The sequence below is a fragment of the Vallitalea pronyensis genome, from assembly GCF_018141445.1.
In the GTDB taxonomy this organism is placed as follows: domain Bacteria; phylum Bacillota; class Clostridia; order Lachnospirales; family Vallitaleaceae; genus Vallitalea; species Vallitalea pronyensis.
Window position 1 is genome coordinate 223,720 of the sequence record NZ_CP058649.1, and the last position, 25,806, is coordinate 249,525.

The following is a 25,806-nucleotide window of genomic DNA, read 5'->3' on the forward strand; positions in this document are numbered from 1 at the left end:
CAAATAAGAATTCTCCCACTAAAGCATGACACTTCAAACTATATCATTAAAGAAAGGTGGTATAAACATGAGAAAAACATCGTTGATGAACCAAGACTGGTACTTTATGTTAGGTGATGAAACAGACGCTCATACCCGTGATTATGACGATTATCTATGGGAAACGGTTCATCTGCCTCATAGCGTAACCATAACACCAATTATTAGTAGCGGCGGGCGAAACTATCAAGGTATATGCCGCTATCGCAAGCATTTTGATTTACAACCTATCACAACTGACGAACGGGTTATTCTAGAATTTGAAGGTGCCATGCATGTATTAGACGTATGGCTTAACGACCACCAATTACCTACCCATTACTGTGGCTACACACCAGCAGTATATGATATTACGCCTTATATCTCTTATACAGAAACAAATGTGTTGGCAGTAAGGCTAGACAACTCCGACCGCCATGATGTACCTCCTGGGAAACCTCAAAGAGATTTGGATTTTGCTTACGAAGGAGGTCTCTATCGTCAAGTAACCCTTACACAGACAGCTGCTTTACATATTACCCATCCACTACTTGAAAACAAAGTGGCAGGTGGCGGCCTATACGTTTTCTGTAAGAGTGTTTCCCAAGGGTCTTCAACAGTTAACATACAGAGCCATATTCGCCACGAGGGTATGGATAAGAAAGGTTACCAAGTCAAACACACCATCCTAGATGAAACCGGTCAAACCGTTGCAGTCAGCTCCAAGGCATATCAACTAGAAGGGGATTGCGACCAACAAGCTATGCAGCAGTGTGTTATTGAGAATCCTCATCTTTGGCACCCTTACACACCTTATATATATCAGATCAAGACCGATGTTCTATGTGATAACACCGTTGTAGATACGGTTACTACCCCACTTGGTATACGTACGTATCAATACACAAAAGATCAAGGCTTCTTAATCAATGGAAAAAAATTAAAAGTATCCGGTGCTAATTACCACCAAACCTATATCCATGTGGGTAATGCCATGCCATCTAGCCTCTTGAAAAGGGATGCCCGTAAGTACCGAGAAGCAGGAATGATTCATATACGTTCTCATTATCCCTTTGCCACAACCTTCATTGAAGAATGTAATCGATTAGGCATCATGTTAATCATCAGCTCCCCTGGCTGGCAGTATTATGAAGAGGGTATCTTTGTAGACCGAGTGAAAAAAAATCTCCGTGATATGGTACGCTGGTTACGTAATCACCCTTCTATCATTCTATGGGAACCAGCTCTTAATGAAACGCCTATGCCAGAAGATTTCCAACAGAATCTTCACCATATTGTCCATGAAGAACTGCCGTATGGTCCTTGTTATACAGGATCAGATAATGGCTTTAGCGATGTGGTTTATCAAGACTTTGACCCGGATATGCTTGGTCCAAAATCGGACCACTATGACCCGGATACCTATCTTGCCATGAAGAAACGTTTTGATAAGCCTCGTTGGGTAAGGGAATATGGTGATTGTCCGGATAACTTTGTTGATCAAAACTGTGCATGGCGTGTACCCAGGAGCTGGGGAGAAGACGCTATGTTAAAGCAAGTCCGTCGTATGATATGGGACAAAAATACATGGATGAGTGACTATTGGGATTCCAATAGGAAATGGATGAGCAACTATCGGGATATGATGAACAACGATACCCTATGCGGTTTCGGTATGTGGCCAGGTATGGAACATAACCGAGGTTACCATATTAACCCCTGTTGGGGCGGGTTTCTTGATCTGCAACGTATTCCAAAATACAGCTTTTATTTCTTCAAGAGTCAACGGAATCCCCATGAACTATTAGATGGCATTGATTCCGGTCCAATGATCTATATTGCCAATTACTGGACTGATGTCAGCCCAGATGACATAACCGTTTATAGTAATTGTGAAAAAGTGCGTCTCTATCATAATGACACTTTTATAGAAGAACGGGAACCTGACAATGTACCCATTAATCATCCACCTTTTACGTTCCCAAACAATTTTTATTACGGCCGCAAACGTTCAGAAATAAAAGTTGAAGGCTTAATCCAAGACAAGATCGTTGCTGTGGATCATCGTTTTACACCAGGCGTGCCTAGAACACTTCACCTAGAAGCTGATACAATGGGGCTTAATCTTAGGGCTGATGGTTCAGATTTACTCTTTATCCGATGTGATGTTCATGATGACCGTCAAAGCATAACGCCTCTTACGCTGGACGCTCATGAGATTACGTTTAGTGTGGAAGGTCCTGCAACAATTGTAGGTGACACTATCAAACGCCCTGAACTGGGGCAGACAGGTGTTTTGATTCAATCCACAACAGAGCCTGGAATCATTCATATAAAAGCAGAACTCTTGCATCCTCAAAAATACAGTGACATTGCCGTTAAACCATGTATCCTGACCCTTGAATCTCAAGAATAAAAGAGGCTACATCTCGTTCCCTAAAACGGATTTGTCCGTTAGGACAGTTCCCTTAACACAAATGAGCATGTTCCTATCTCCGTTAAAATGAAACATTCTGATAGAAAAAAAGGCTGCCAATAATAGGATGATGTTAACTTATTGGAAATTCGTCCTTAGATTTTCCAATAACACCATTACTAGAAGGGGCAGCTTTTTATATTATTTCTCCACATACATGTTATCGTTATGCTGTTAAGGCTTTGGTAACAGTATCTCTTGTCCCACATATATCCGATTAGGATTACCGATATCATTTAACTCTTGAATGGCTGGAACCATATCCAAGCTATAATAGAATTTTTCACTAATGGTGTTAAGGCTATCACCTACTTTAACCTTATAGCTTTTGGGTATGTTATCGGCAGATATGGTTGTGGTTTTTGGCAATGCTGTCGTTGCCATAGCCGGTACAGCTTCTGGTTTGTCTTCTACAACGGGTTTTGATTCTTCTGGCTCTACCTCTATATCCTGAGTAGCACCACTAACCGGTTTATCTTCCACATGTGGTTCTTCAACCGCTGTCCTTATGTTTGTTGCAGGGGTCTCGTTGACAGTTTTTTCACCTTGTTCTGCTTCTGTAGACTCAATGGACTGGGTCGGTATTAAAGTCCCATTGGTATCCATATCTTGTCCTGATTCTAGGCTTCCTACTTCTTCTTTAATGGTGTTGTATTTCTCTGTCATGGTGCTCATGGCTGTTTGTAACTCGTCGAGTTTCTCAATATTGCTCAGAAGACCAATACCCATCAGTAAGCATATGAGTACCAATCCACCACACAGAATAGTTAACATGTTGATAAACTTCTTTTGATACACATCTTCCCGACGTTCATGCTCTTTTCGCCGAAAAGCTCGTACAACATTCTTTTCTTCCTGAACCTCTTTTTCATTGTCTTTCTCTTCTTCTATGGCTTTGTTCTCTAACATATAATGATGCATTGCTGGGTTTTTATCGTAATAGATATAATAACCCTTTTTCTCCTGCAATTCACCATTCGTAATGGCAAAGAAGCTGTCTTCTTTTTCAAGAGGGTCAATGAGATAAAGTAACTGCTTATCATCAATGAAATTCTTGTGATGATGATCTTTTAGGAAAGAAGTTAATAATATGCCATACCCTGGCTGGGTATACATCCAACCAATTACACTGAAATCTTCAAAATACCTTCTTATTTTCTCATAGACATAGTACCATGTTCGCTCTGTTATGCACAAATCCCCATTAACCTTTTCCGTGTGCTCACCTTTTACAGCACCATGAATAATCACTACCACATCGTCATTATAGGTATAATTCTTACCTATTAAGAAGGCAATTTGTTCCGATGTTTTTTTCTCCGCTGCATATTGGTTGAGATAGGAATAGACGTAATCCTCCATGTAAATCCGATTACCTTCCATGGCTTCACCAATCTGACGAACGTTTTTTGGTAATGATTCCAGCTTGTCTAAATACAGATGATTATTCTTGTAATTTTCACTCATAATTTGCACACCCCATAAATACATTAAATATATGAAGACTATAGCATAACTATAAAAAAAATTATAGCAAAGCTTGTCTTAAGAATAATAGCTTATTCGAGAAGAAATTTCCTTTTTTTGGAAATAATGAGGAGGTTATACCCTGCCAAGATAGAAATTTGGAAATATTTGTAAATAGTCGCGCATGAATTATTCGCATGAAGGGTTTATTTTAATGGTCTTTTGCCAAAGATATAAAGGAAAGGTCTTTATGAAAATATCCGTTGGTAAAGAATAATATGGAAAGTGGGCAAATAGATGAAATTGAGAAGAAGATCCGAAGACATTCATTATTATAATGTGCATGATACATACGCCGTTCGTAAATTCACCAATACATTATACAACCTTATAAAGAATAATACAGAGATGGGTGCCAACATTATTATACTCTGTATTGGGACAGACCGTGCAACTGGCGACTGTCTTGGTCCAATTGTTGGTTACAAACTAAAAAAAATGTTTCTAGAAAACGTGGTTGTATACGGTACGCTCAGTCAACCTGTTCACGCAAAAAATATTGAAGAAACCATTCAAACCATTCATAAGACATACCAAAACCCTTTTATTATTGCTATTGATGCTTGTCTTGGTAAGATGGATCATATTGGTTACGTAAGCCTTGGGAAAGGTTCCATTAACCCAGGAGCAGGTGTCAACAAAACCCTTCCTGCTGTAGGCGATATGTACATTACTGGCATCGTGAACTTCTCAGGTTTTATGGATATGCTGATTTTACAAAATACACGACTGCATACCGTCATGGGTATGGCGGATTTTATAGCTGTAGGTATTAGAAGAACCTTTCAGTTATTGAGCCGATCTGTAGGTTAGGAGAAGTTGACATAAGAATCAACATTGTAAATGATAGGACTGTCCATGAAAGAGCCGTCAACGTTTAGATAATACAAGAGTTAGTAAATTATGTAAACCAAAGTGTTAATAAGGCTTCCCATAAGATAGTCCTATTCTAGTACCATCTACTCTGACTAGCTAACGTATCCTCCATTTCTTATTCCAAAACCTTAATCCAAGATGTTTTTATATCCCTGTATGGCACAATCTTTCCCTATAAAAAGGGTTCTATATGAATATTAATAATGCTAATATCGCCAAACAATGCCCTGATATCGTTTTCAATAAGATTTGCTATATCATGGGCTTCAACAATATTGAGTCTTTTATCCAATAACGTATGGACATCAATGGCAATTTTTCTTCCTATTCTTCTGGTTCTTAGCTTATGATAAGATTTCACTTCTGAATACCTATCCAGTATGTCCTTTATCTGATTAATTTCTTCATTATTTAAACTGCATTCTAGCAATTCATTGATAGCAGGCTTAATAATGTCATAACCCACTTTAAAAATAAAAAGACTAACCACAACAGAAGCTATTGGATCAAGTATCACCCACTTATTTCCTAACAAGATTGCACCACCAATACCAATTAAAGTACCAATGGATGATAATGAATCTGAACGATGGTGCCAAGCATTGGCAATAAGTACAGGACTGTTAATCCTTCTGCCTGCTCTTATGGTATAAACATATAAACCTTCTTTACTGACGATGGAAAAAATCGCTGCAAAAAATGCAATCCAACCTGGTCGAAGGAGTTCTTGCCCCTGTATAACACCAATCATCTTACTTATTCCCGATTCCATGATATAAAAACCTGCAATCATCAGTAGACAACTGATAAAGACCGTCACCAATGTTTCTATTTTACCGTGACCATAATTATGACATGCATCTTCTGGTTTATCCGTTAACCGAAGACCTGCTATGACAATGATGTCCGAGAAAAAATCAGATAACGAATGGACACCGTCCGCTATCATAGCGCTACTCTTACCAAAAAAACCAGCTAAAAGCTTCATACATGCAATAAGCACATTAATGACTAACCCAATACGTGTCACTTTTCTAGCCTCATAACCTCTTTTTAATACGTTGTCCATTAAAGCCTCCACAACAACAAAAACCTGTAAGCCTAGGTTCGACTTATAGGTTTTTAACGCATGCTTTTGACATGCTTTCATCACACTATTAAAATCATCATATCATTATTTCCAATATTTGTCAATCTGCCTATCCATCTAATCCTTGAGATTGAAGATCAGTGTCACAGGCTGATGATCTGCATGCTCAAAACCTAAATCATGTCCTTCTACATCTACAATGGTCACATTAGGCGATACCAAGAAACCATCAATGATACTGACGAAATTAACCCCCTCTTTGTAAGCCCTATCCACCGTTCTATTTGTTGGTACCGTATTATCATACCCCCACTTAAAACCCTCAGGGCTAAAATCTTCCGGCATGGACTGTAACCATTCTGGCCAAGATTGTGTTGCTTCGAAAACATCCAAGTTCGTACTCGGTAACAGATGATTCCAGTCACCACCTACAACCACATAGTTACCTTTATTATATTCTTCCACAATAAAAGTCTCAAGGAAACCCAACTGTTGTTTACGAATCGTACCACCCTTATCATAAGCAGATAAATGAGAATTAATAAGCACCAATTCTTTTCCATCTTCTACTGGTACTCTACTTTCTATCATACACCGATCAAGCAAAACCAACTGCCTTGGCCACTTCTCTTTACCAGGGTACTGATGACGATTAGACCTGTCCATCTTATATTGACTAAAGGTTGCTAATCCTGACTCCACAGCACCATGGGGTTTGGATAAAGGCACAGGTACCCAAGGCACTTTATAATTAATAGCAAAGGTAGCACTATAATCACTAAACGCATCCTTAAGGTGCTCATACTGATTCACTTTCTGACTTCGTGTTGCTTTCTGGTCAACTTCTTGTAAGAGTATAAAATCAGACGCCTGTCCTTGTAAAAAGGTAGTCACACCTTCAAGATTCTCTAATGTCTTATCTTTACTCTCAGAGCGCGAACCGGTACCCCCATCCATAAAGAAGTCTTGATCTTTATCTAAACCACAATAGCCTATATTATATATTGTTGCTGTTATATCTGTATTATGTGTCAAAACCTGTCCCTTGTTATTTTCCGTATTAAGTGCTATAACTGCATGAGGCTTATAATCTGTTACGGTCATAAATACTAAGTACCCAATTACAAAAACAAGGCATATTAATAGGAGCACGCCAGCTATTTTTACTGCTTTTATCAACATTGTATTTCCCCCTAAACTACTTTATTCACATGGTACTTTTAATGGTATTTTTATCTTATCATTTAATGGTATTGTTGTAAACAATAACGGATATGGACTAGGGGGAAGGAGGGTGGGGGTGGTTTATGTCGTCAGTACAGAGGCTCTAATGTTTCTGTGATGGCTGGTGGTTTTGGTAATGTCCTATAGGTGATGCTTTTCCTTTCCCTAAACGTCCGTGTTTAGAGGAAAGGCGCTTAGTCGTCCATGACACGCTTGCCGCATCACCTATAGGACATTCCTTTGATATTGACGTTGAAACATTAGAGCCTCTGTATGACTGGGTACGTGATTCACTTTTGCTATATGTTCGTAATCTGTTGATTTTGTTTCTCATAGGTCTATTTTTTATCTTTACCTCAACCTACCAACTATCAAACATACTACCAAAAGCTAAATAAGCGGTTTTCACCTGCATGAAAGTGGCACCCAATAAGGAGACCATATATAATGCTCATGAACGACTTTTACAGCTTGTTGCCATTCCTTTAAACCAGATAAAAGCAACAAATGTAACGAGAGTGAATGAGCATTATATATGGCCTTACTCAACTTCCGTTGGCCATCCTTCACCAACTTACTTATCACATTATAAACAAAGAAAGGGGGCATACCCCCCTCCTCTACTTCTTCATCAACTTCACATCATCAAACTGCAATACCGTACCCCCCGGCGAATCCACATAAAATCCTACATCCACCTGTCCATTGGTCACCACAATATCATCCACCTCAATGCACTTCCATATACTGTCCACCGATAAATCATAATACTTCGCTGCACCGCCAAAATTACTAATCTCAGCCCTAGCCGTATATGGACTTGCTCCTACCAACCGAACAAAAGCCTGCATTTTATAAGTACCATTATCTACATTAACCACTTGATGAATGCTCTGCTTATAGGCACTACTTGCATGGAAATAAGCTCTTAGATTACCTGTAACAGCTGCTTCAGGAGGATTCATGCCAATACCTGCATCAATACCATAAGCAACACTTTGTCCTACAGGATGCCATTCTGTCCAATTATCCCCCATATCAATAGGTCGATCAAAATTCCCATTATCCAATTGATTTTTTTCTGATTCTGGTAAACCGATGCTCTCAGCTGATATAACTAATCGGTCTACATTCACATTGCCACTGTCACCGCCATCATACTTGTATTGAATGGTGTTTTTACCAGCAACTAAAGCTAGCTGTTGATCATAATGATGCCATTCACTCCAACTCTGACTAGGACTTGATAACTGAGCCGTAGCTACATCAGAGCCATTCACATAAGTACTAAGGGTTTTGGTTGAACCTGTACCATTGGCATAGCGTAATTGCACGTTATAGTTACCTGCTGATGGTACTTGAACCGTAAATGTTGCTCCTGCTCCTGCTGAAGTAAAACTATCCACGAAACCATCACCCGAATAGAAACTATGATTACGGTTAATGGATACACCACCTACAAGGTTTGCATTTTCAGCTTCATATTTGAGTAATGTGGGTTCAAAGGGTACCTTAATATAATCCACATTCACATTTCCTGAAGCCAGATTATCGTATTTATAAGTAATCATATTATTACCTGAGCTAAGTGGTAATGTTTCCACTTGACTGCCCCATGCATCCCATCCTGTTAATGGGTTAAGATGAGTGCTCTTAATGCGTTCACCATTCACATAGATACTCAATGACTTATCCACACCTGTGCCATTAGCATATTGAAGGGTTACAGGATAATCGCCGCCTTCTCGTACCTTAACATAGAATGTGGTTGCTGCACCAGCCTGATCAAAACCTTCTGCAAAACCTGTGCCTGAATAACCACTGTAGTTGTTGTTTACTTTTGCTTTTGTAGATACCGTCTCGCCCCATAAAGATGCCTCTTCTGCTTCATAAATATAAGCCGTATCTGTTACACTTGTGTTACCTGTTAATAATAAGGTCATATCCGATGAACTGCCACCATTCACTTTGACATAAGTAACATCACCATAGATATCTTTTCCAACGCTGTAGCCGTTTCCACTAGCAGCTTCTAAGGCACTTAAGCTACTGTATGCAGTAAGATTGCCCCCATCAAGGGTTACACTGCTTGCAGCTTTACCATGAACCTTAGCCATATACGTAAATGTGCTTTTATGATAGGTGCCTGTTTTACCCATAATCTTCAACCTTATTTGACTGCCTTGATCTTGAGCTTTTAGCACTTGCTTGAAATATTCACCAGATTCATATTGATAGTTATCACCATGGTCATCATAATAGTCAAAGCTGGTTTCTGTACTGCTAGGGAATACATCCACATCAATCTGATCAATACTTTGTTGGTCCACATAGTCTTGAACAGCTTGTGTTGGAATGATAGCCCCTTCCTTAACAAATAGAGGTATATCTGTCCAGGATACCCCATTGACAGGATAAGACAGCCACTGACCACCTGTATACGTATCACCTCTAAAATAATCGTACCAAGTACCTGCTGGAAGATAGATGGATTTCATGTTTTGTCCCTGTTCCACAACAGGTGATACCATCAACCAATCACCAAACATCCACCCATCGGTATAGTTCTTCACCGATTGATCATTGGGATAATCAAATAGAAGAGGTCTGACTAAACCAAGTCCTGTATCATAAGCACTTCTTTCGTAGGTGTACATATAAGGAAGTAAGCTATAGCGTAATTGAATAGCATGTTTAGACACCTCTTCTGCTGTGTTGCCGTAGAACCAAGGCTGCCGCTGCTGGTGGTTGTTCCCATGTACCCGAAATACAGGTGTAAAAGCACCAAATTGTATCCACTTTGCATAGAGTTCTGGTGTAGGGTTAGCCGTTGTACCGTCACTTTGGTTAAAACCGCCGCCATCCATGCCCCACTTTGGCTGACCATTGTTAATGGAGGATAGCATGACAGGTAATTGTTCTTGCATGCCTGCTGCCCAATCCACTTTTTCACCTTTGTAGAATTGGATACCAATATCACCAGACCATAACGTGGTGGCATACCTCTGAGCTCCAGGATAGAACGTTCTGGCAGTTTGCCATACACGACGATCTGAATAACTTCTTTGTCCTTCATATATTGCTTGAGATAGATGGGTGGTCATGAAGTTTCCAAACCAATAGGATGCCCCATTAGAGGATACTTTGTCTGTTTCATCGTTCCACCAACCTACAATACCTTTATCAAAAGCATCCTTGGAATGATCCCAGAACCATGTCCGTGCGCCAGATTTATAAGGGTCAATACTTCTTACTTGGACAGGTATAAAATAATCTTGATATTCATAGTGACCTGGATACCAATAATCGTTTTGATTGGCATCTTGATATTGTTGTGTACGATTCTGACTGGCATCTTCTGTGACAATCCGTGGCTTGGTTATACCGATCATTTTAATGCCTTTATTGTCCATGATGGTTTTTAGGGATGTGCTGCTGGCATCAGGAAAGCGACCTGTGTGCCAACGAAATTCACCATAATTATCTTCTCCATAACACTTCCAGTCGTAATCAAGGGCATAACTATCGATAGGGATGTTCTTAGCCCGGTATGTATCCACCATGTTCACCATTTCTGTTTGGTCCATGTCCCATTCGAAGTTGGAAAAGCCTAGTGACCACTTAGGTAACATGGGTGAATGACCTGTAATATCAGACATAGCTGCCATCATTTCTTTTGGCTCGCCCAACATAATAAAATATTCCACATCGGTCTTGCTGTAACGCCTGCCTTCTGTTGGTGTATCGCCATAATAAAATTCCAATTTTCCTTCTTCACTATTGGTATAGGGGTATCCTCCATCACTATCAACCAATACGCCGTAACCTGCTGTACTCCACATAAAAGGTCCACCTGAGTCACCTTGTTGACCGGCATGGGCTGCATGGTTACTATCATTACGTATGATTTCTCCTTTGCTGTCAAAACAATCGTAACTTCTTATACCGTAGATATTATCTGACCCGCTATGACGAAATCGGATGCCATCACTAAAAACGCCTCCTGTGGCATCCTCCCATAAAAGAGTTGTACCATCTGACTTTTTAACGGTCATACGGCATGGGGTTTTTCCAATCTCAATGATCATATCGCTGGTTGTTATGGTCATTGGATTCGAAGCTGTATGGATGGTGGCACCTACACTGTCCCATGTTTTATTAGGGTCCAGCATGGGTGTATCTGGGCTTGGTGATATGCCATTGGGTCTATAATTAACACGTAGAATATTATCCTCACATACCTGAATCTCTAATATATCATCACCTGGCTCTGTACCATTATCTACCGTTAGTACCATGGTATCGCCATTAACGGATACTTGGGTTACATCACCTAATGTGGTTACATAAGCATAAACGGGCTGATTCTGAAAACTTAGGGTTGCTGTTACCATAAAAAGAATCAGTAACATGCTTTTTATTTTTTTTATGAAATGAACCATGGAAATCCTCCTTATAAATGAGGGGCTATCCCAACATATACCAAGTCATGATGTGGACTGCCCCTCGTTGTCATTTGATATTGTACTTATTGTTTCTCACTTTTTCTTATGGGAATCACTTGCTTATGGGACATGCCGATATGACCTAGTGCATAACGATATGATCCACATTAATGCCTGTATAATCCCCTTGATCATAGCTAAGTTTGATGGTATTTTTACCTTGATTAAGTAATAATTGTACAGTGACTGTGTTCCAAGTGTCCCAGTCGCTTGTCTTAGCTAATGCTACGTCTGTCATATGTGTTCCATTGACATAGATGGAACGCTGTCCATTAGAAGCTCCAGCACAATAACGGATATCAACTGTCTTGGTGCCTCCACTTTCTGCCCATACATCAAATGTGATGGCGTCTCCGCTTTCTGCAAATCCATCAACAAAACCTGTACCATAGTAATTGTCATGGTTATTATTGGTGGTTACACTGGTATGGGTGGCATACTCAGCCTCATAGGACGCTTTGTTCACACCATTTAAGACAACATTTCTTGATTGGGTACTTGATGCTAATTTGACATACGTCATTAATCCAGCTGTATCATAATACCAACCTGAACTTGCATTTTTAAAATCAGTCATGTTCGTATATGTTGTAAGGTTGCCGCCATCAACGGTTACACCCTGTGGTTTAGATGCAAACACTTGAAGGGTACTGGTTCGAGGCATATCTGGCACTTGAACCGTTACCGTATCTGTACTATCATTTTCCACGACTGTGATTTGTCTTGTGGTTTGACTCACATAATCAAACCAGTCATAACTGGATGTACCTTCTGGGAAGATTCTAAAGGTCAGATGGTTGTAGTTATCTAAATCATTTCCTATGGTACCTCCTAGATCATAGTCTGCATTCAGATTCATGGGCAGGATACTTCCAGCTTTGACGAATACAGGGATACTGTCAAGTCCAGCATGATAATCAATGCTTTGCTGACCTGGTTGCTGAGCACCCCACCAGAAGTCTACCCATTCTCCTTCCGGAAGATAGATGCTGCGATTATCGCTTCCCTCTTCCATGACAGGTGCTACAAGTAGATTGCCGCCTAGCATGTATTGGTACTCTTGACTAGCGGCTTCACTATCATTGGGGAAATCAAGGATCATATGACGCATCATGGGTGTTGCCGTTTCTGATGTATATTTTGCTTCATTGAATAAATACGGTATTAATGACATCCTTACATTGGCAAACTTGCGGTAAATGTTAAGGCAATCCTGGTCCCCTGTTCGATCCACCATGTTCCAAGGTGTTCTTGCTTGGGATGGTGATGGATTAGCCTTCTCAGAATGTATCTGCATAATAGGCGAAAATGCACCCTGAGTAATGCTTCGCTTATACAATTCTGTTGATGGAATATCACCACTGAAACCTGCTAGATCCCATGCCACAAAAGGTACACCACTTAATGAAGCACTGATACTAGAGCGTACACACGCGACATAAGTATCCCATATGGATTCTTGGTCGCCACCCCATGTGATAGGATGTAGCCCAGCCTTAGCACCGCCTGAACGGCTGAAGGTTATGGTATCACTACGCTTATTCTTCAAATAGTCATAATAGGTTTGTACATAGAGGTCTGGGTATACATTACGCATTTCATCCGCTTTTGACCCATCAGAGAAGGTTGTGTTTCTACCCCATACAAACTCGCCGCCATCACATTTGAAACCGTCAAATCCCAAGTCGTCAATGAGATAATCACGTTTACCTAACCACCAATTGGTCGCCGCCTGATTGGTAAAGTCTGGGGTTAAACTCTCCTTGAACCAACCACCTTTATGGCGATATGGACTACCATCACCATTTGTTAACACGTAATTGTTAGCAAGGGCATAGGCTTCATCGTTATCTCTTTGTTCAAATATAGGTACGTTTTCATCTTTCTTAAGGACAGGAATTTGCCACAGTAAGAGTCTTACATCATCTTGATGGGCATTATCCACCATTTGTTTGGGATTAGGCCATTTACCTGTAAAGTTAAAGTCACTTGCTGAGAATGGCTGCCCCCCATTATTGGTTGTATAGGTAGCATCATTGAAAATATAGAAGGTCTGCTCATCACTCCATTGTTCCAGTACAATAACCGATGTAGGCACATTATGCTGTTTGGTCAGATTCAACTGTTCTTGCACTTCGGCTTGTGTATCCCATTCATTAGCTGACATCCATACACCAAATGCCCAAATGGGTGGTAACGCTGGCTTTCCAACGACTTTAGCATAATCGCCATAGATATCTTTGTAATCACCTGCAAAGATATAGAATTCTAGATTTTGATTCACCGTGTGACCTGCATTGGCTCTAATGGTTACTTTATCGCTGACATCTGTGCCGATACGGAACTGAGCGTAGTAGGTGGAATCAAGATAGAAACCATACTTATTGGTATTCACATAGAAAGGCACAGGTAAATAGGCTTTATCTTGCTGGTCTTTATACCAGTTAACCGTATGGATATCCACATTCATGCCTCTTTTATTCAGTTCTCTAAAACGTTGACCAAAGCCAAAGAATTTTTCATTAGCAGGGGTGTAGAAATTCTCTTCCACTTGTTGTACAACCGTTTGCCCATCGGACAAAAAAGCAAGTGAGCGGCCTAAATTTGGATCATATTCCTTGGTAATCAGTGTTCCATCGGCTTTGTATACCTCTAATCGATAGGGGTTCTTATTAATTTTTAGCTTCATATGACTTGTGTTCACCCATATATAAGAACCTTGATCATCCATGGTATATTGGCTTGCTCCCGTTTTCATGGTTCCTGTTCCTAATGGGGCAAATTGGAGACCAAAATAATCTGTCTCTGGGAAATAAATATTCACCTTTGGTACAGCATCACCACTATTGGATGCACAAACCAGTTCTAAACGATTACCATAATCATTATAACTGGTCACATGGGTTACCCAATCCCACTCGGTTACAGTAAATGAATAGGGTCCCATGGTTTTCTCATTTTGTGAGTCTTTGTTTCCGTGAACGGTATATGTAATGCGGTCACCTTTTTGAAAGCTGCCTAAATTAGCCTCCCAATAGGTATTTCCACTGTCATTATATTTCCAATCACTGTTAACAACAGGTTGGCTTACACCATTCTTCGTCCAAGTAACCCAAGTGGCTTGGCCACTTTCTATGGGCCAGGTATTCATCTTAATGTACACATTTTCGCCTGCCTGGGGGTCTCTTGGATAGCGTTCTGAAGGCTCAAACTGTACCTCTGAACTACCAGGATAAATGCCTTCATACCCTAATGGATTATGCCAGATGCCGTCAATGGCAAAGGCAACGGTAGATGACATCATTAGACATATGACCAAAATGATACAAAAACTTGTTCTTCTCTTCATCTTAATTCCTCCTTATCAGCATGGTTGAGTGACGACAAAACATGATTACTAAACATCCCTCCCTTGAGCTTTATTTTCTTCCCGAATAAGTTATCCCTCATCACTTATCCAGTCCAAAACAATGTATAGATTAATGGAAATTCCCCTGTTCATAAGCTGATTAATACATCATCATCAAGAGACTTCCAAGATTTTTCACGCTACTAAATGGTCTTTATCATATTTTTAATATTGCGACATTTTATGCTATGATTGACTAACATAATTGCTATATTTACATCTTGTCATAGGCTTATTTAGGTTTATGCTTGATATCATCCAATTATTCCAAAGGAATAGGCGGGGCTGAGTCATCAGCCCCTAAATAAACACTGGTACATTATTATTGCGTTACCATCTATTTGATGATTTTTTCAATGGCAGCTTTTGCTGCATCTAAGGCTTCTTGTGGGGACTTGGTACCATATTTTGCTGCCTCAAGTTCTTTACCTACAGCATCTGTTAATTCATTCCACTGTTCGATAACAGGTGGTACAACAAGTGTTTCAAGTGCCTCAAATACAATTTCTCTGCTTGCTGGCGGCTCTTTCTCTAAATACGTATACAGCACAGCTTTGTCCGATACAGCTGGCAACTCCCAACTGGCATTCACGCGGATTTCTGTTGCTTCTTTGCTAGATGTTAAGAATGAAATCCATTTGAAAGCTGCATCGGCATGCTTTGATTTATTGGATACAGCAACACCGTTAGAGAAGAAATGATGGGCTTTTTGTGTGTTACCAGGTTCAAGTGTAATATCCCAGGCAAATGGCGCATCAGCAAACATACCAAACATCCAGATACCTGTTCGCATCATGGCTATTTTTCCTGCCATAAAAAGGTCTTCTGATTTTTGACCACTCATTTGAGCGTCACTGGGTGTCACCTTATGTTGATCTATTTTATCAATCATCCATTGCAATGTTTCCACATTCTCAGGGCTGTTAATCACCACATTCCCATTATCATCAAAGACCTTACCACCATTTTGCTCAATGGTTTTGTAGAACTCCCAGAATTGAATAGGTGAATAGGTGCCCCAAATACCTTCTTTTTCATTGGTTAATGTCTTAGCCGCTTCTAACTCGTCTTCCCATGTCCAATCTTTTGTAGGATAGGCAACTCCTGCTTGGTCAAACAAATCTTTATTGTAGAAGAAGACCACATTGGAGAAGCTCTCCACTAGACCATATTGTGTCCCCTCATACTTAAACGCATCAAGGGCTGTCTGGTCATAAACAGATGTATCAACATCTTTGAGATATGGACTTAAGTCTTTCAGTACACCTTTTGAAGCATATGTGACAAAGGTTTCGTAATTCAGCTCAAAGGTATCCGGTGCATTGTCACCTGCCATGGCTGTCTGTAACTTGGTAAAGTAATCATTCCAGCCTACTGCATCGTATTCTACTTTAATAGTAGGATGAGCTGTCTCAAAAGCAGCAATCATCTCTTCAAGATCTTCAATATGATCGGGTGATGCTGAGAATGTCATGTACTCAATGGTGACAGGTTCTTCTGGTTTCTTTTCGTCATCACTATCTGAACCTTTGTTTTTATCGCCGTCGGTTACCACATTGCTAGAACCCTCTTCTTTGTTATCCCCATCTGTTTTGGCACATCCAATGATGGTTGTCATCAGACACATAACGACTAGTAATGCTATCCATTTTTTAAACATTTTATTACCCCCATGTATGATTGTTTGGTTTTTGAGTAAACGAGAATGTCATCAAACTCTTTGGTTTAAGCCATCGAATGATGATAATCTCTTATTTGATGCCTGTGTGTGTCAATCCTTCAATAAAATATTTCTGTGCAAATATATACACAATTAAAATTGGCAAAACATTAATGACTGTACCAGCCATGAGTAAGTTCCAGTTTGTTTCCCACCTCCCTTGCAATACCGATAACCCAAGCGGCAAGGTCATATGTAACGTGTCATTGGTAACAATTAACGGCCATAAGAAATTATTCCATGACTCCATAAAACTAAAAATCGATAACGTCGCAAGAGCAGGTTTTGCCAAAGGCACAAAAATACTCTTAAATAACCTAAAATACCCTACGCCATCTAAGAAAGCGGCTTCCTCAATGCTTTTTGGAACATTCATAAAAAACTGTTTCATTAAAAATGTACCAAAGGCAATCTTAAACATCGATGGTATGATAAGAGCTTTGTATGTGTTAATCCATCCCAAGTATTTCATGAGTATAAAAAGCGGTGTTAAAGTTACTTGAGAAGGCACCATTAACGTACCCAGATAAAGCAAAAAGATAAGATTACGCCCTTTGAAATCAATTCTTGCAAAAGCAAATCCTCCCATGGAACAGATAATAAGCTGACCTACTGTAATGGTCAGTGCTACCCCTAAACTGTTCATAAAAAATCGGAAAATGGGCATCAGTTGGGATACCTTGATAAAATTATGCAACGTGATGTTTTTCGGAATGATTTCAGGTGGAAGTACAAAAGTAGCTGCGTCTGTCTTTAAAGCAGTGGATAACATCCATAGAAAAGGAATAATCATGGATGCAGCCCCAAGAATCAAAACGGTATAGGTTAATGCTCTTAATACATTACTAGATTTCATAGTCAATCCACCTCTTCTGAAGTCTATTCTGAATCACTGTGATGGTGAGGATAATGATAAATAATACCCAAGACATGGCCGATGCAACACCCATCTTATAATAAGAAAAAGCATTTTTGTAAATCTGTTCCACAATAACACTGGTAGCTCCTGCTGGTCCACCCTCCGTCATAATCCATACTTGATCGAATACTTGAAAGGAGTTAATGAGGGAGATAATGAGTACAAAAAATGTTGTAGGACGAAGCAGGGGCACAGTGATATGACGGAACTTGGCTATAACCCCGGCGCCATCAATGTTGGCTGCCTCATAATAAAACTTGGGTATACCTTGAAGTCCTGCAAGGAAGATGACCATAACGAAGCCCAGGTCTTTCCATACACTGGTTATAATAATGGCAAACATGGCCCAATTAGGGTCGTATAGCCACATGGGGCCTTGCACACCAATGAGAGACAAGAGATAATTGATGACACCATATTGTGGATTAAGCAACCACTTCCAGATCATGGATACAGCCACCCACGACGATACCACTGGAATAAAGTATATGGCGCGAAAAGCAACAATGCCTCTCACTTTACTGTTAAGGAGAATAGCAATTAATAAGGATAAGAAGATAACTGAAGGTAGATAGCCTACGATAAAAGTCAGTGTATGTTGCAAGGCACTTCTAAAATCTTCATTACTTAACAAATCAATATAATTATATGCCCCAATAAACTTTGGATCACCAAGCAAATCCCACTCTGTAAAACTCAATACAAATGACGCACCTATAGGTATAAACAAAAATACCAGCATGCCTAGAAATCCAGGCAGTAAAAATAACATGGCCGCTAATCTTCTTTTTCGTTTCACCGTTTTCTGCATGTGGTCCACCTTCCTAATGGTTAACTTTTAGCTGATAGTCGTTTTACTGTCTCTCTTTCCATAATGTCTACTGGTAATACGATTTCTTGTTTAGCATTGTTATCCTGCGTAATGCTCTTGACGATAATCTCAACTGCTTTCTGTCCTTTTTTATAAATGTCCTGTTTGACAGTGGTCAGCCCAGGGTCAAAAATTTCCGAAATATAAATATCATCAAAGCCCATAACGGATATATCATCCGGTACCTTACTGCCTAGCCCTTTTAACCCTTTTATCACCCCAAGAGCTAGAATATCTGCACTGGCAAATAAAGCGGTAATTTTTTTGTTTTTGATGATTTCTTTCGCCGATTCAATGCCGTAGTTAAAATCAACAACCCCTTCAAAAACAAGGTCTTTCGTCGTTTTAAGACCGTACTCTTTCAAAGCATCTTGATACCCAAGGTAACGTTCTTCTACAACACCACCAGCTTTTATCTTACCTGTCAAAATACCAATGTGCTCATGACCATTTTCAATAAGGTGTTTGGTCCCTAGATAAGCACCGTATCGGTCATTAATCTGAACGCTGTGGAAATAGTGATCATTGCAATAGCTATCCACTAATACAATGGGTATATTACTCTTCTTTAACTCCTCATAAAAAGCATCCGGGTACATCCCCATGACAATGATGCCATCCATATTACGTTCTAAGGCCATATCCAAATACTTTTTATCAATATCTGTTCCTGAAACAATGATTTGGAAATTATGTTTCCTTGCATAGTACTCCACACCACTAAGAAACTCACTATAAAATGGATTGTTCAGCATTAATTGACGATCCACTTCTGTCTGGGGAATCACCACACCTAACAGCTTAGAGCTCTTGCTGACTAAGCTTCTAGCCGATATATCCGGAATGTAATTCAGTTTTTTCACAGCAGCCATAACCTTTTCTTCCGTCTCTTCACGCACCCGTCCTTTCTTATTCAATACATAGGATATGGTGGCGATGGATACGCCTGCTTCCTTAGCTACATCTTTTATGGTTACTCTTTTATTCACATGTCTCATCCCTTTATGTTTGCCTCACCCTAAGTCTCTTACCCAAGCTGTTGCTGGTTATTGATCTGGGCGGCTGTTTTATTTACTTGCTTACTTTTTCCCTTTTCTAAAGATAATACTTGATGCCATATCTTCATGTCTATGTGTTCTGTTTGGCTTTCTTCACATAAGGTAACTTCTGCTGCATTTCCCATGATGGTTACATCCATGAGATTTTTTCGATAGATGATTTTGAATTGTATCTTATCCCATTGCTGAGGCATTCTAGGATACATGGATAAACCGTCCTCTTCTACTACCACCCCTGCAAAACCAAAGATGATGGCTTGCCAGCTGATACCAAGTGAAGCAAAATGAATACCTTCTGTATCTGTATTATGCATCACATCCTCCATATCTAATACAACACTTTTTTCAAAATAATCCCATGCCGCCTCATCTAAACCTAATGTGGCTGCAAATAATGCATGGGTGCCATAGCTAAGGGTTGAATCGTGTAAAGTGATGGGCTCATACGTGTGCCATGCAGCCATTTTTTCTGCCTGTGTAAATGCCTTAGGCAATAAGGTCATCAACTGAATCACATCTGCCTGTTTTAGTACCCGATAGCGTTGCAGACGATCAAAACAGATTTTTTGATAAAGGGGCGTCTCGCCATCTTTGAAATCATCTAAGGACACGGGTTCTAAATCAAAAAAGTGCTGATCTTCAATGTATAATTGCCTTCCCTCATCATAATGGATCACCGCTTTATCCCGTATATCCTGCCAACGGTCTAACTCCTTATGATCAAAATCTAATTTTTCAGCAAGGTCATGCCATCTTTGATGCTCTTTTAATAAAGCAATCCCTTCTATGGCCAATTCTAGATTATGCCGTGCCATAAACGTGGTATAAGTATTGTTCAGGGTGACACCGCCATACTCGTTCGGTCCCTTTACAAAAAGCATGTTGTAGATATCTTGACCCTTATCATAAGAAAAACGGCTGCTCCAATACCTGGCTGTTTCAATATATATCTCTGCCCCATAATCCAGTATAAAATCCACATCCCCTGTCACTTGATAATAATGATGAATGGCATAAGGAATATCCCCGTTAATGTGTATCTCACAGGAACCCGTATCCCATGATTCACACTGTTCCCTGCCATCTGCTGAGGACATCCAAGGGTATTTTACCCCCTTAAGGTTCAAGGCTTTTGCATTATCCCTAGCGCCTTCAAGGGTGTAATAACGGTATAGCAAAAGATTCTTAGCGGCTTCTGGATTGGTATAGAGAAAAAATGGCAACATAAATATCTCTGTATCCCAGAAGTAGCATCCTTTGTAACGGCCATGCATGATGCCTCTGGCCCCAATACTGACACGATGATCATGCTCTGCATTGGTCTGAATTAATTGAAATATATTGTACCGGATAGCTTGCTGAATACGATGATTACCACTTATTTCAATATCTGCTATCTGCCATTTCTTAGCCCATGCTTGTGCATGGTCATGGTGTAAAGCGCTATACCCTATATGACTCGCTTCTTCACTTAACCTTAATGTGGTATCCTTAAGTCCTTCTACCTGATCCCTTGACGTAAAAATACTGATGTATTTCTCAAAGGTATAGGGTCTATCTTGGCAAGCTCTAATCATAAAACGGCTGCATACATAAGCATCTCTTTGAATCTTGGTATTTTCGACTATATCCTCTTCAGGTATTAACGGTTTCACGACATAACTCTCAGCAATGGCATCTTGTCTGGTCTTCGTGACCATCTCCATGTAGCCGTTTCTTACACCACCCGTTACATCCACTTCCTCTAATAGCTTCACGGTTTTATTGTTCGCTTTCATCTGATCATCATGGATAGGGTTGTTACGGACATGACCGTCTATTCCCGTTTCAATCATCAGTTCCCCGCTATAATTCATAGGTGTTAAGGTATATCTAAGGCAGGCTAAATGTAATTGGTGTAAACTCATAAACCTTTCCTTCTCAATCTTCGTTATCTGCCCTTGATTGTTTTCCCACAGAATGGTCCGTGTGAGTGTACCTTCTTTCATATTCAGTACACTTTTATAGTCCAATATTTTGCCTTCATGTGGATCAAAAGGTTCGCCATCTACTGTAAACGTTGTATGCAAGTAATGTGGTGTATTCACCATATCTGTCACACCTGAATCAATCGCATCAAAAATACCTGCTATGAATTGACTACGTTCATGAGGCAGCTTATGACAATCATCCTCATGAAATCCTCTCACCCCCATATAGCCATTACCCAGTGAAAACAAACTTTCATAAAATCCTTCTCTAGCTGCATCCATAACATCTTGAACAATGCACCATGGATTACTCTGTTCCTTTATCATCATCTACCACTCCAATTTTAACTTGTTAAAGGGATTTTGTCATGATTATTTTTGTTAAACGTTTAAATTATTAACTAAAAAAATAGAGTTATATTTATGTACGGTTTATATTTAAAATGAGTGTTTTAAGACAATATACATAATAATACATCAATATTTATGTTATTATTATATATTATATCCATATAATTTGCAAGAGGTTATCTGATATAACTTGCATTTTATTTAATCGTTTAACAAGTCCGTTTAACATTATTGTTTAAATAACACCAAAGAATGATTTACTTTAAGCATCATTAACGTCTAAACACATGATTTTAAAATATGTTCTTGACAATACAGTCTACAAGTTGTAAACTATAAAATGAGTTGGTCTAAGACTTGTAGACCGGAAGGAGTTGAAGCCATTGCGAGAATATAGACTTACGGATACAGAATCAAAGTTTGCAGATATCATCTGGGCTAATGAGCCTTTGCCTTCAAGAGAACTTGTAAAAATCTGCGCTATGGAGCTAAGCTGGAAAAAATCAACCACTTACACCATGCTCAAACGCCTTGAACATAAGGAAATCTTTAAAAACAAGGAAGGTATGGTATCTGCATGCATAAAAAAAGATGCTTTTTACGCAGAACGCAGCAAGCTCTTTGTGGAAGATACCTTTGAGGGCTCACTACCAAAGTTTTTGGCCTCTTTCACAAGAAGCAAAAAATTAAGTCATCAAGAAATAGATGCATTACAAAGGCTCATTGACGAGCATAAGGAGGGGTAGCTTTGGAGACGTTATTTTTGCAGATTCTGAAGATGAGTGTAACGGCAAGTTATGTTATTATATGCATTATCTTGGTTCGTTTTCTACTCAAAAGAGCTCCTAAGATTTTTTCCTATGCCCTTTGGTTGGTTGTACTCTTTCGACTGATATGCCCACTTTCTTTTGAAAGTATGTTTAGTTTTGTGCCTGCTGATACCCAAGTACCCATGCAAAACATCATGCATCCTCACACGCAAGATAGCAGTGATCGCTTAATCCCTATAACCCCTGTGGTAACGGATAACAGATTACCTGTCAATACTGTTCAACCTGTCAATGAAAGCGCCACACGGACATGGGTTTCTTTTGGAGCAGTCCTATGGCTGCTTGGTATAGCCATTTTATTAGCCTACAGTATTTTAACGGCTATAGGACTTTATATTAACTTAAAGTCTTCGAAACATGTGGCGGACAATATTTATGAGAAGAGCGGCATCCAAACACCCTTTGTGTTTGGCATCCTTAAACCTAAGATATACCTTCCAACATGTATATCGGAAAAGGAAAGGGTGTATATCATCAAGCACGAACAAACCCATATAAAAAGATTTGACCATATCATCAAGCCTATTGCATACTTGGTCCTGTGCATTCACTGGTTTAACCCTCTTGTTTGGTTGGCTTTCTTTCTCATGAGCGAAGACATGGAATTATCTTGTGATGAACGTGTGATTAAACAGTTGGGCAGTGCTATTAAAAAAGACTATACAACATCTCTCTTATCCCTGTCCACTGGAAAACGGGTCATCCGTGGCTGCCCTCTCGCCTTTGGAGAGAACAATACAAAAGGACGCATTATGCACATATTAAACTATAAAAAACCTGGATTCTGGGTAGTTATTGTAGCTGTTATTGCCGTAGCAGCTGTTTATATAGGACTTATGAGTAATCCCCAGCAACATCATATGACCGTAGAAGATTACGCTCTTGCCTTCATTGAACAAGACATCGCATCCCATGAAAAAAACCATGGCCATAACTATCAGATTATAGACAGTGCTATTACAACACTTGAGAAGTTAGCTGCTTTTGATGCTATGTATGCATCACCTTTAGAGCTATGGCGTTTTGAATATCGTCTGAAACCGGATGATGCAAGCAAGGTTATGTTCGCAGGGGGTATGTATATGGATGATGGTTGGATCATTGATGAAAGTGGTGGTGAACGCATGCTTATCTTTTCATATGAGAATGATCGACCTAAGTATATAGGCAGTATGTGGAGTATGGAGGATAATTTGACAACACTTGCTGGTCAAGAAACCGTATTGCGTAAATATCTTGAAGAAACAGGCTTATTGCCCCGTGTAACCTATAAGGGCAATCATGTACTTGTTAAGTTCCCATTGTCACTGGGGGATATGAGTCAGCTTTTTTTATCTCAACCAGTGATTCAAGGCGAACAAGGCATTTGGTGTGTGGAACGTTGGAAAGATACCAATGGTAACTTATACTACGCATCCCCTATAACGGATGGGCTTATCATGGATTATTACCGTGACTTACAGGAACAATGTGATCAGGGGCATCAACCCGCTCTACTTGATCCCTTACAGGTTGCTCTCGACTATACAAATACCCATATAGGTATTGATGGCCTTCATCTTACACTTGATGACCTTAAGGTCCAATATGATGCAACCGTTGAGGACTTTGCCAAAACACCAGAGAGCCATTTCACGGCTTACATCACAACATTTAGTGTTGAGGATGAAGGCTTCCATTTTGATCGGTTTGAGTGGTTGACATATGATGATACGGATCGACTGAAGGAACTAAACATTGATCCAGATAGTCTGCCCAATGGTTATTACATACACAATCATGATACGTATCCCATGCATGGCAGCACCACTGAACAGACCCAATATCGTCTTGTTAACCGATTAGACGAAGCACCTCATGTATCTGTTAGTAAGCAGGATTTTAACGCATACCTGGAGCAGTTTACGGATTACTCACCACCCTTTTCCATTATAGCAAAAGATGGGTATGTGGTGAGCATTACTGAGATATATGTACCATAAACACAACAGTGTATGCTATGTTCACACGCTAAGTTAGGCATGAACAGCTCCTTTGATAAATGTGATAAGTTATAGAATTGAAGGTTTACAACACTAAAAACAGAACCTATAGGATGGACAATTCAAAAAAAAGAGTTGCTGATTATAGGTTCTATTTCACTTGAAAAATGACCTCCCGTTTCATCTACCTATCGATGTATTCTTTACACAGGGTGTTAACCCTCTTCATAAACAGCACCGTAAGCTTCTGCAATGATCACTGCTTGGCTTAAATCAATCTTTGTTTTATTGAAATCAAGGGCTTTCACATCCACACCATCAATTTTAGCACCTCTTAAGTCTGCCCCTTTTAAGGACGCCCCTGACAAGATGGCTTGGGTAAAATCAGCTTCTCGTAAATCAGCTTTTTCCAAATTGGCCTTAAATAGATTCGCTTGCTTGAAGTTAACCTGTCGCAAGTCAAGCCCTTTAAAATAGCACCCATTCATATGGACATAAGACCAATCACCAGCGATAATGGTGATACCGCTTATATTGGTTTCAATAAAATTAGAACCTGTCATCTTACAATCTTGAAACTTAGTGCTAAACAGATTACTAAATCTGAATTTGCAATTGGTGAATGCCGAATAGTGGTGATGTGACGCATTGAGCTCTGTTGCTGTAAAGTCACAGTTGATAAATTGACAACTCTTGGTGGCTAACTCATGCATGTAAGCATTTTTAAAATTACAATTTTGGAAAACACAGCCGGTCAGGGATGTCATGGATAACCTCATCCCCGAAAAATCCTCATCCCAATAGTGTTCCCTATCTTTTATCATCATCTATAACCCTCCTCATAATAAATAAAAAGATGACCATGTCATGTGCAAAAAATATTAAGAATAGCGATGGACACCTATCCAATTACATTGTAAGCAAACAAATGTTCGGCGTCAAGACCCAAAACAGGAATAGGGTATAGCGGAAGATTGCAT

General features: G+C 39.7%; 15 protein-coding genes. 4 read left to right on the forward strand and 11 right to left on the reverse strand.

Going from position 1 to position 25,806, the window contains the following annotated elements:
* The first annotated feature begins 67 nt into the window (after positions 1-67).
* Positions 68-2,434: a glycoside hydrolase family 2 TIM barrel-domain containing protein gene (locus HZI73_RS00960; RefSeq protein WP_212696410.1), complete on the forward strand. Its 2,367-nt coding sequence runs from the start codon at positions 68-70 to the stop codon at positions 2,432-2,434.
* A 234-nt stretch (positions 2,435-2,668) separates the two neighbouring features.
* On the opposite strand, the gene HZI73_RS00965 is transcribed toward HZI73_RS00960, so the two are convergent.
* The gene (locus HZI73_RS00965) at positions 2,669-3,961 is read right to left on the reverse strand and encodes a LysM peptidoglycan-binding domain-containing protein (RefSeq protein ID WP_212696411.1); all 1,293 of its coding nucleotides are present in this window, start codon (positions 3,959-3,961) and stop codon (positions 2,669-2,671) included.
* A 297-nt stretch (positions 3,962-4,258) separates the two neighbouring features.
* Here HZI73_RS00965 and yyaC point away from each other — a divergent pair, with 297 nt between their 5' ends.
* On the forward strand, positions 4,259-4,834 hold the full coding sequence (yyaC, locus tag HZI73_RS00970) for a spore protease YyaC (protein WP_212696412.1): 576 nt from the start codon (positions 4,259-4,261) through the stop codon (positions 4,832-4,834).
* Between the two features lie 235 nt (positions 4,835-5,069).
* On the opposite strand, the gene HZI73_RS00975 is transcribed toward yyaC, so the two are convergent.
* The 9 genes from HZI73_RS00975 to HZI73_RS01015 all read right to left on the reverse strand — a co-directional run bounded on the left by HZI73_RS00975 (position 5,070) and on the right by HZI73_RS01015 (position 21,993).
* On the reverse strand, positions 5,070-6,047 hold the full coding sequence (locus HZI73_RS00975; RefSeq protein ID WP_246552501.1) for a cation diffusion facilitator family transporter: 978 nt from the start codon (positions 6,045-6,047) through the stop codon (positions 5,070-5,072).
* A 57-nt stretch (positions 6,048-6,104) separates the two neighbouring features.
* Positions 6,105-7,169 carry an endonuclease/exonuclease/phosphatase family protein gene (locus tag HZI73_RS00980; RefSeq protein WP_212696413.1) on the reverse strand — a complete coding sequence of 355 codons (1,065 nt, stop codon included), beginning with the start codon at positions 7,167-7,169 and terminating at the stop codon, positions 6,105-6,107.
* 662 nt (positions 7,170-7,831) lie between these two features.
* The gene (locus tag HZI73_RS00985; protein WP_212696414.1) at positions 7,832-11,653 is read right to left on the reverse strand and encodes a TIM-barrel domain-containing protein; all 3,822 of its coding nucleotides are present in this window, start codon (positions 11,651-11,653) and stop codon (positions 7,832-7,834) included.
* 145 nt (positions 11,654-11,798) lie between these two features.
* A complete protein-coding gene (locus HZI73_RS00990; RefSeq protein ID WP_212696415.1) occupies positions 11,799-15,065 on the reverse strand; it encodes a TIM-barrel domain-containing protein in 3,267 nt (1,088 codons plus the stop codon).
* Positions 15,066-15,462: 397 nt separating this feature from the next.
* A complete protein-coding gene (locus HZI73_RS00995) occupies positions 15,463-16,785 on the reverse strand; it encodes an ABC transporter substrate-binding protein (RefSeq protein WP_212696416.1) in 1,323 nt (440 codons plus the stop codon).
* A gap of 91 nt (positions 16,786-16,876) precedes the next feature.
* Positions 16,877-17,701, reverse strand: a complete 825-nt coding sequence (locus HZI73_RS01000; protein ID WP_212696417.1) for a carbohydrate ABC transporter permease — start codon at positions 17,699-17,701, stop codon at positions 16,877-16,879.
* Positions 17,691-18,575, reverse strand: coding sequence for a carbohydrate ABC transporter permease (locus HZI73_RS01005; RefSeq protein WP_246552312.1), 885 nt, complete (start codon positions 18,573-18,575; stop codon positions 17,691-17,693). Before HZI73_RS01005 ends, HZI73_RS01000 begins: the two co-directional genes overlap by 11 nt.
* 20 nt (positions 18,576-18,595) lie before the next feature.
* On the reverse strand, positions 18,596-19,624 hold the full coding sequence (locus HZI73_RS01010) for a LacI family DNA-binding transcriptional regulator (RefSeq protein WP_212696418.1): 1,029 nt from the start codon (positions 19,622-19,624) through the stop codon (positions 18,596-18,598).
* A gap of 38 nt (positions 19,625-19,662) precedes the next feature.
* Complete coding sequence (locus HZI73_RS01015) at positions 19,663-21,993, reverse strand: glycoside hydrolase family 65 protein (RefSeq protein ID WP_212696419.1); 2,331 nt, start codon at positions 21,991-21,993, stop codon at positions 19,663-19,665.
* A 404-nt stretch (positions 21,994-22,397) separates the two neighbouring features.
* Between HZI73_RS01015 and HZI73_RS01020 the strand changes: the two genes are divergently transcribed.
* Positions 22,398-22,760, forward strand: a complete 363-nt coding sequence (locus HZI73_RS01020; protein ID WP_212696420.1) for a BlaI/MecI/CopY family transcriptional regulator — start codon at positions 22,398-22,400, stop codon at positions 22,758-22,760.
* A 2-nt stretch (positions 22,761-22,762) separates the two neighbouring features.
* Positions 22,763-24,826 carry a M56 family metallopeptidase gene (locus HZI73_RS01025; protein WP_212696421.1) on the forward strand — a complete coding sequence of 688 codons (2,064 nt, stop codon included), beginning with the start codon at positions 22,763-22,765 and terminating at the stop codon, positions 24,824-24,826.
* Between the two features lie 215 nt (positions 24,827-25,041).
* Here the strand turns inward: HZI73_RS01025 and HZI73_RS01030 are convergent, their stop codons facing one another.
* A complete protein-coding gene (locus tag HZI73_RS01030) occupies positions 25,042-25,653 on the reverse strand; it encodes a pentapeptide repeat-containing protein (protein ID WP_212696422.1) in 612 nt (203 codons plus the stop codon).
* Positions 25,654-25,806: the final 153 nt, after the last annotated feature.

Bases quoted from the DNA above. Each gene is read 5' to 3' on its own strand.
- HZI73_RS00995 (WP_212696416.1), bottom strand. From the start codon at position 16,785: ATGTTTAAAAAATGGATAGCATTACTAGTCGTTATGTGTCTGATGACA.
- HZI73_RS00980 (WP_212696413.1), bottom strand. From the start codon at position 7,169: ATGTTGATAAAAGCAGTAAAAATAGCTGGCGTGCTCCTATTAATATGC.
- HZI73_RS00975 (WP_246552501.1), bottom strand. From the start codon at position 6,047: ATGAAAGCATGTCAAAAGCATGCGTTAAAAACCTATAAGTCGAACCTA.
- HZI73_RS01030 (WP_212696422.1), bottom strand. From the start codon at position 25,653: ATGATGATAAAAGATAGGGAACACTATTGGGATGAGGATTTTTCGGGG.
- HZI73_RS00990 (WP_212696415.1), bottom strand. From the start codon at position 15,065: ATGAAGAGAAGAACAAGTTTTTGTATCATTTTGGTCATATGTCTAATG.
- HZI73_RS01015 (WP_212696419.1), bottom strand. From the start codon at position 21,993: ATGATGATAAAGGAACAGAGTAATCCATGGTGCATTGTTCAAGATGTT.
- HZI73_RS00960 (WP_212696410.1), top strand. From the start codon at position 68: ATGAGAAAAACATCGTTGATGAACCAAGACTGGTACTTTATGTTAGGT.
- yyaC (WP_212696412.1), top strand. From the start codon at position 4,259: ATGAAATTGAGAAGAAGATCCGAAGACATTCATTATTATAATGTGCAT.
- HZI73_RS01000 (WP_212696417.1), bottom strand. From the start codon at position 17,701: ATGAAATCTAGTAATGTATTAAGAGCATTAACCTATACCGTTTTGATT.
- HZI73_RS00985 (WP_212696414.1), bottom strand. From the start codon at position 11,653: ATGGTTCATTTCATAAAAAAAATAAAAAGCATGTTACTGATTCTTTTT.
- HZI73_RS00965 (WP_212696411.1), bottom strand. From the start codon at position 3,961: ATGAGTGAAAATTACAAGAATAATCATCTGTATTTAGACAAGCTGGAA.
- HZI73_RS01005 (WP_246552312.1), bottom strand. From the start codon at position 18,575: ATGCAGAAAACGGTGAAACGAAAAAGAAGATTAGCGGCCATGTTATTT.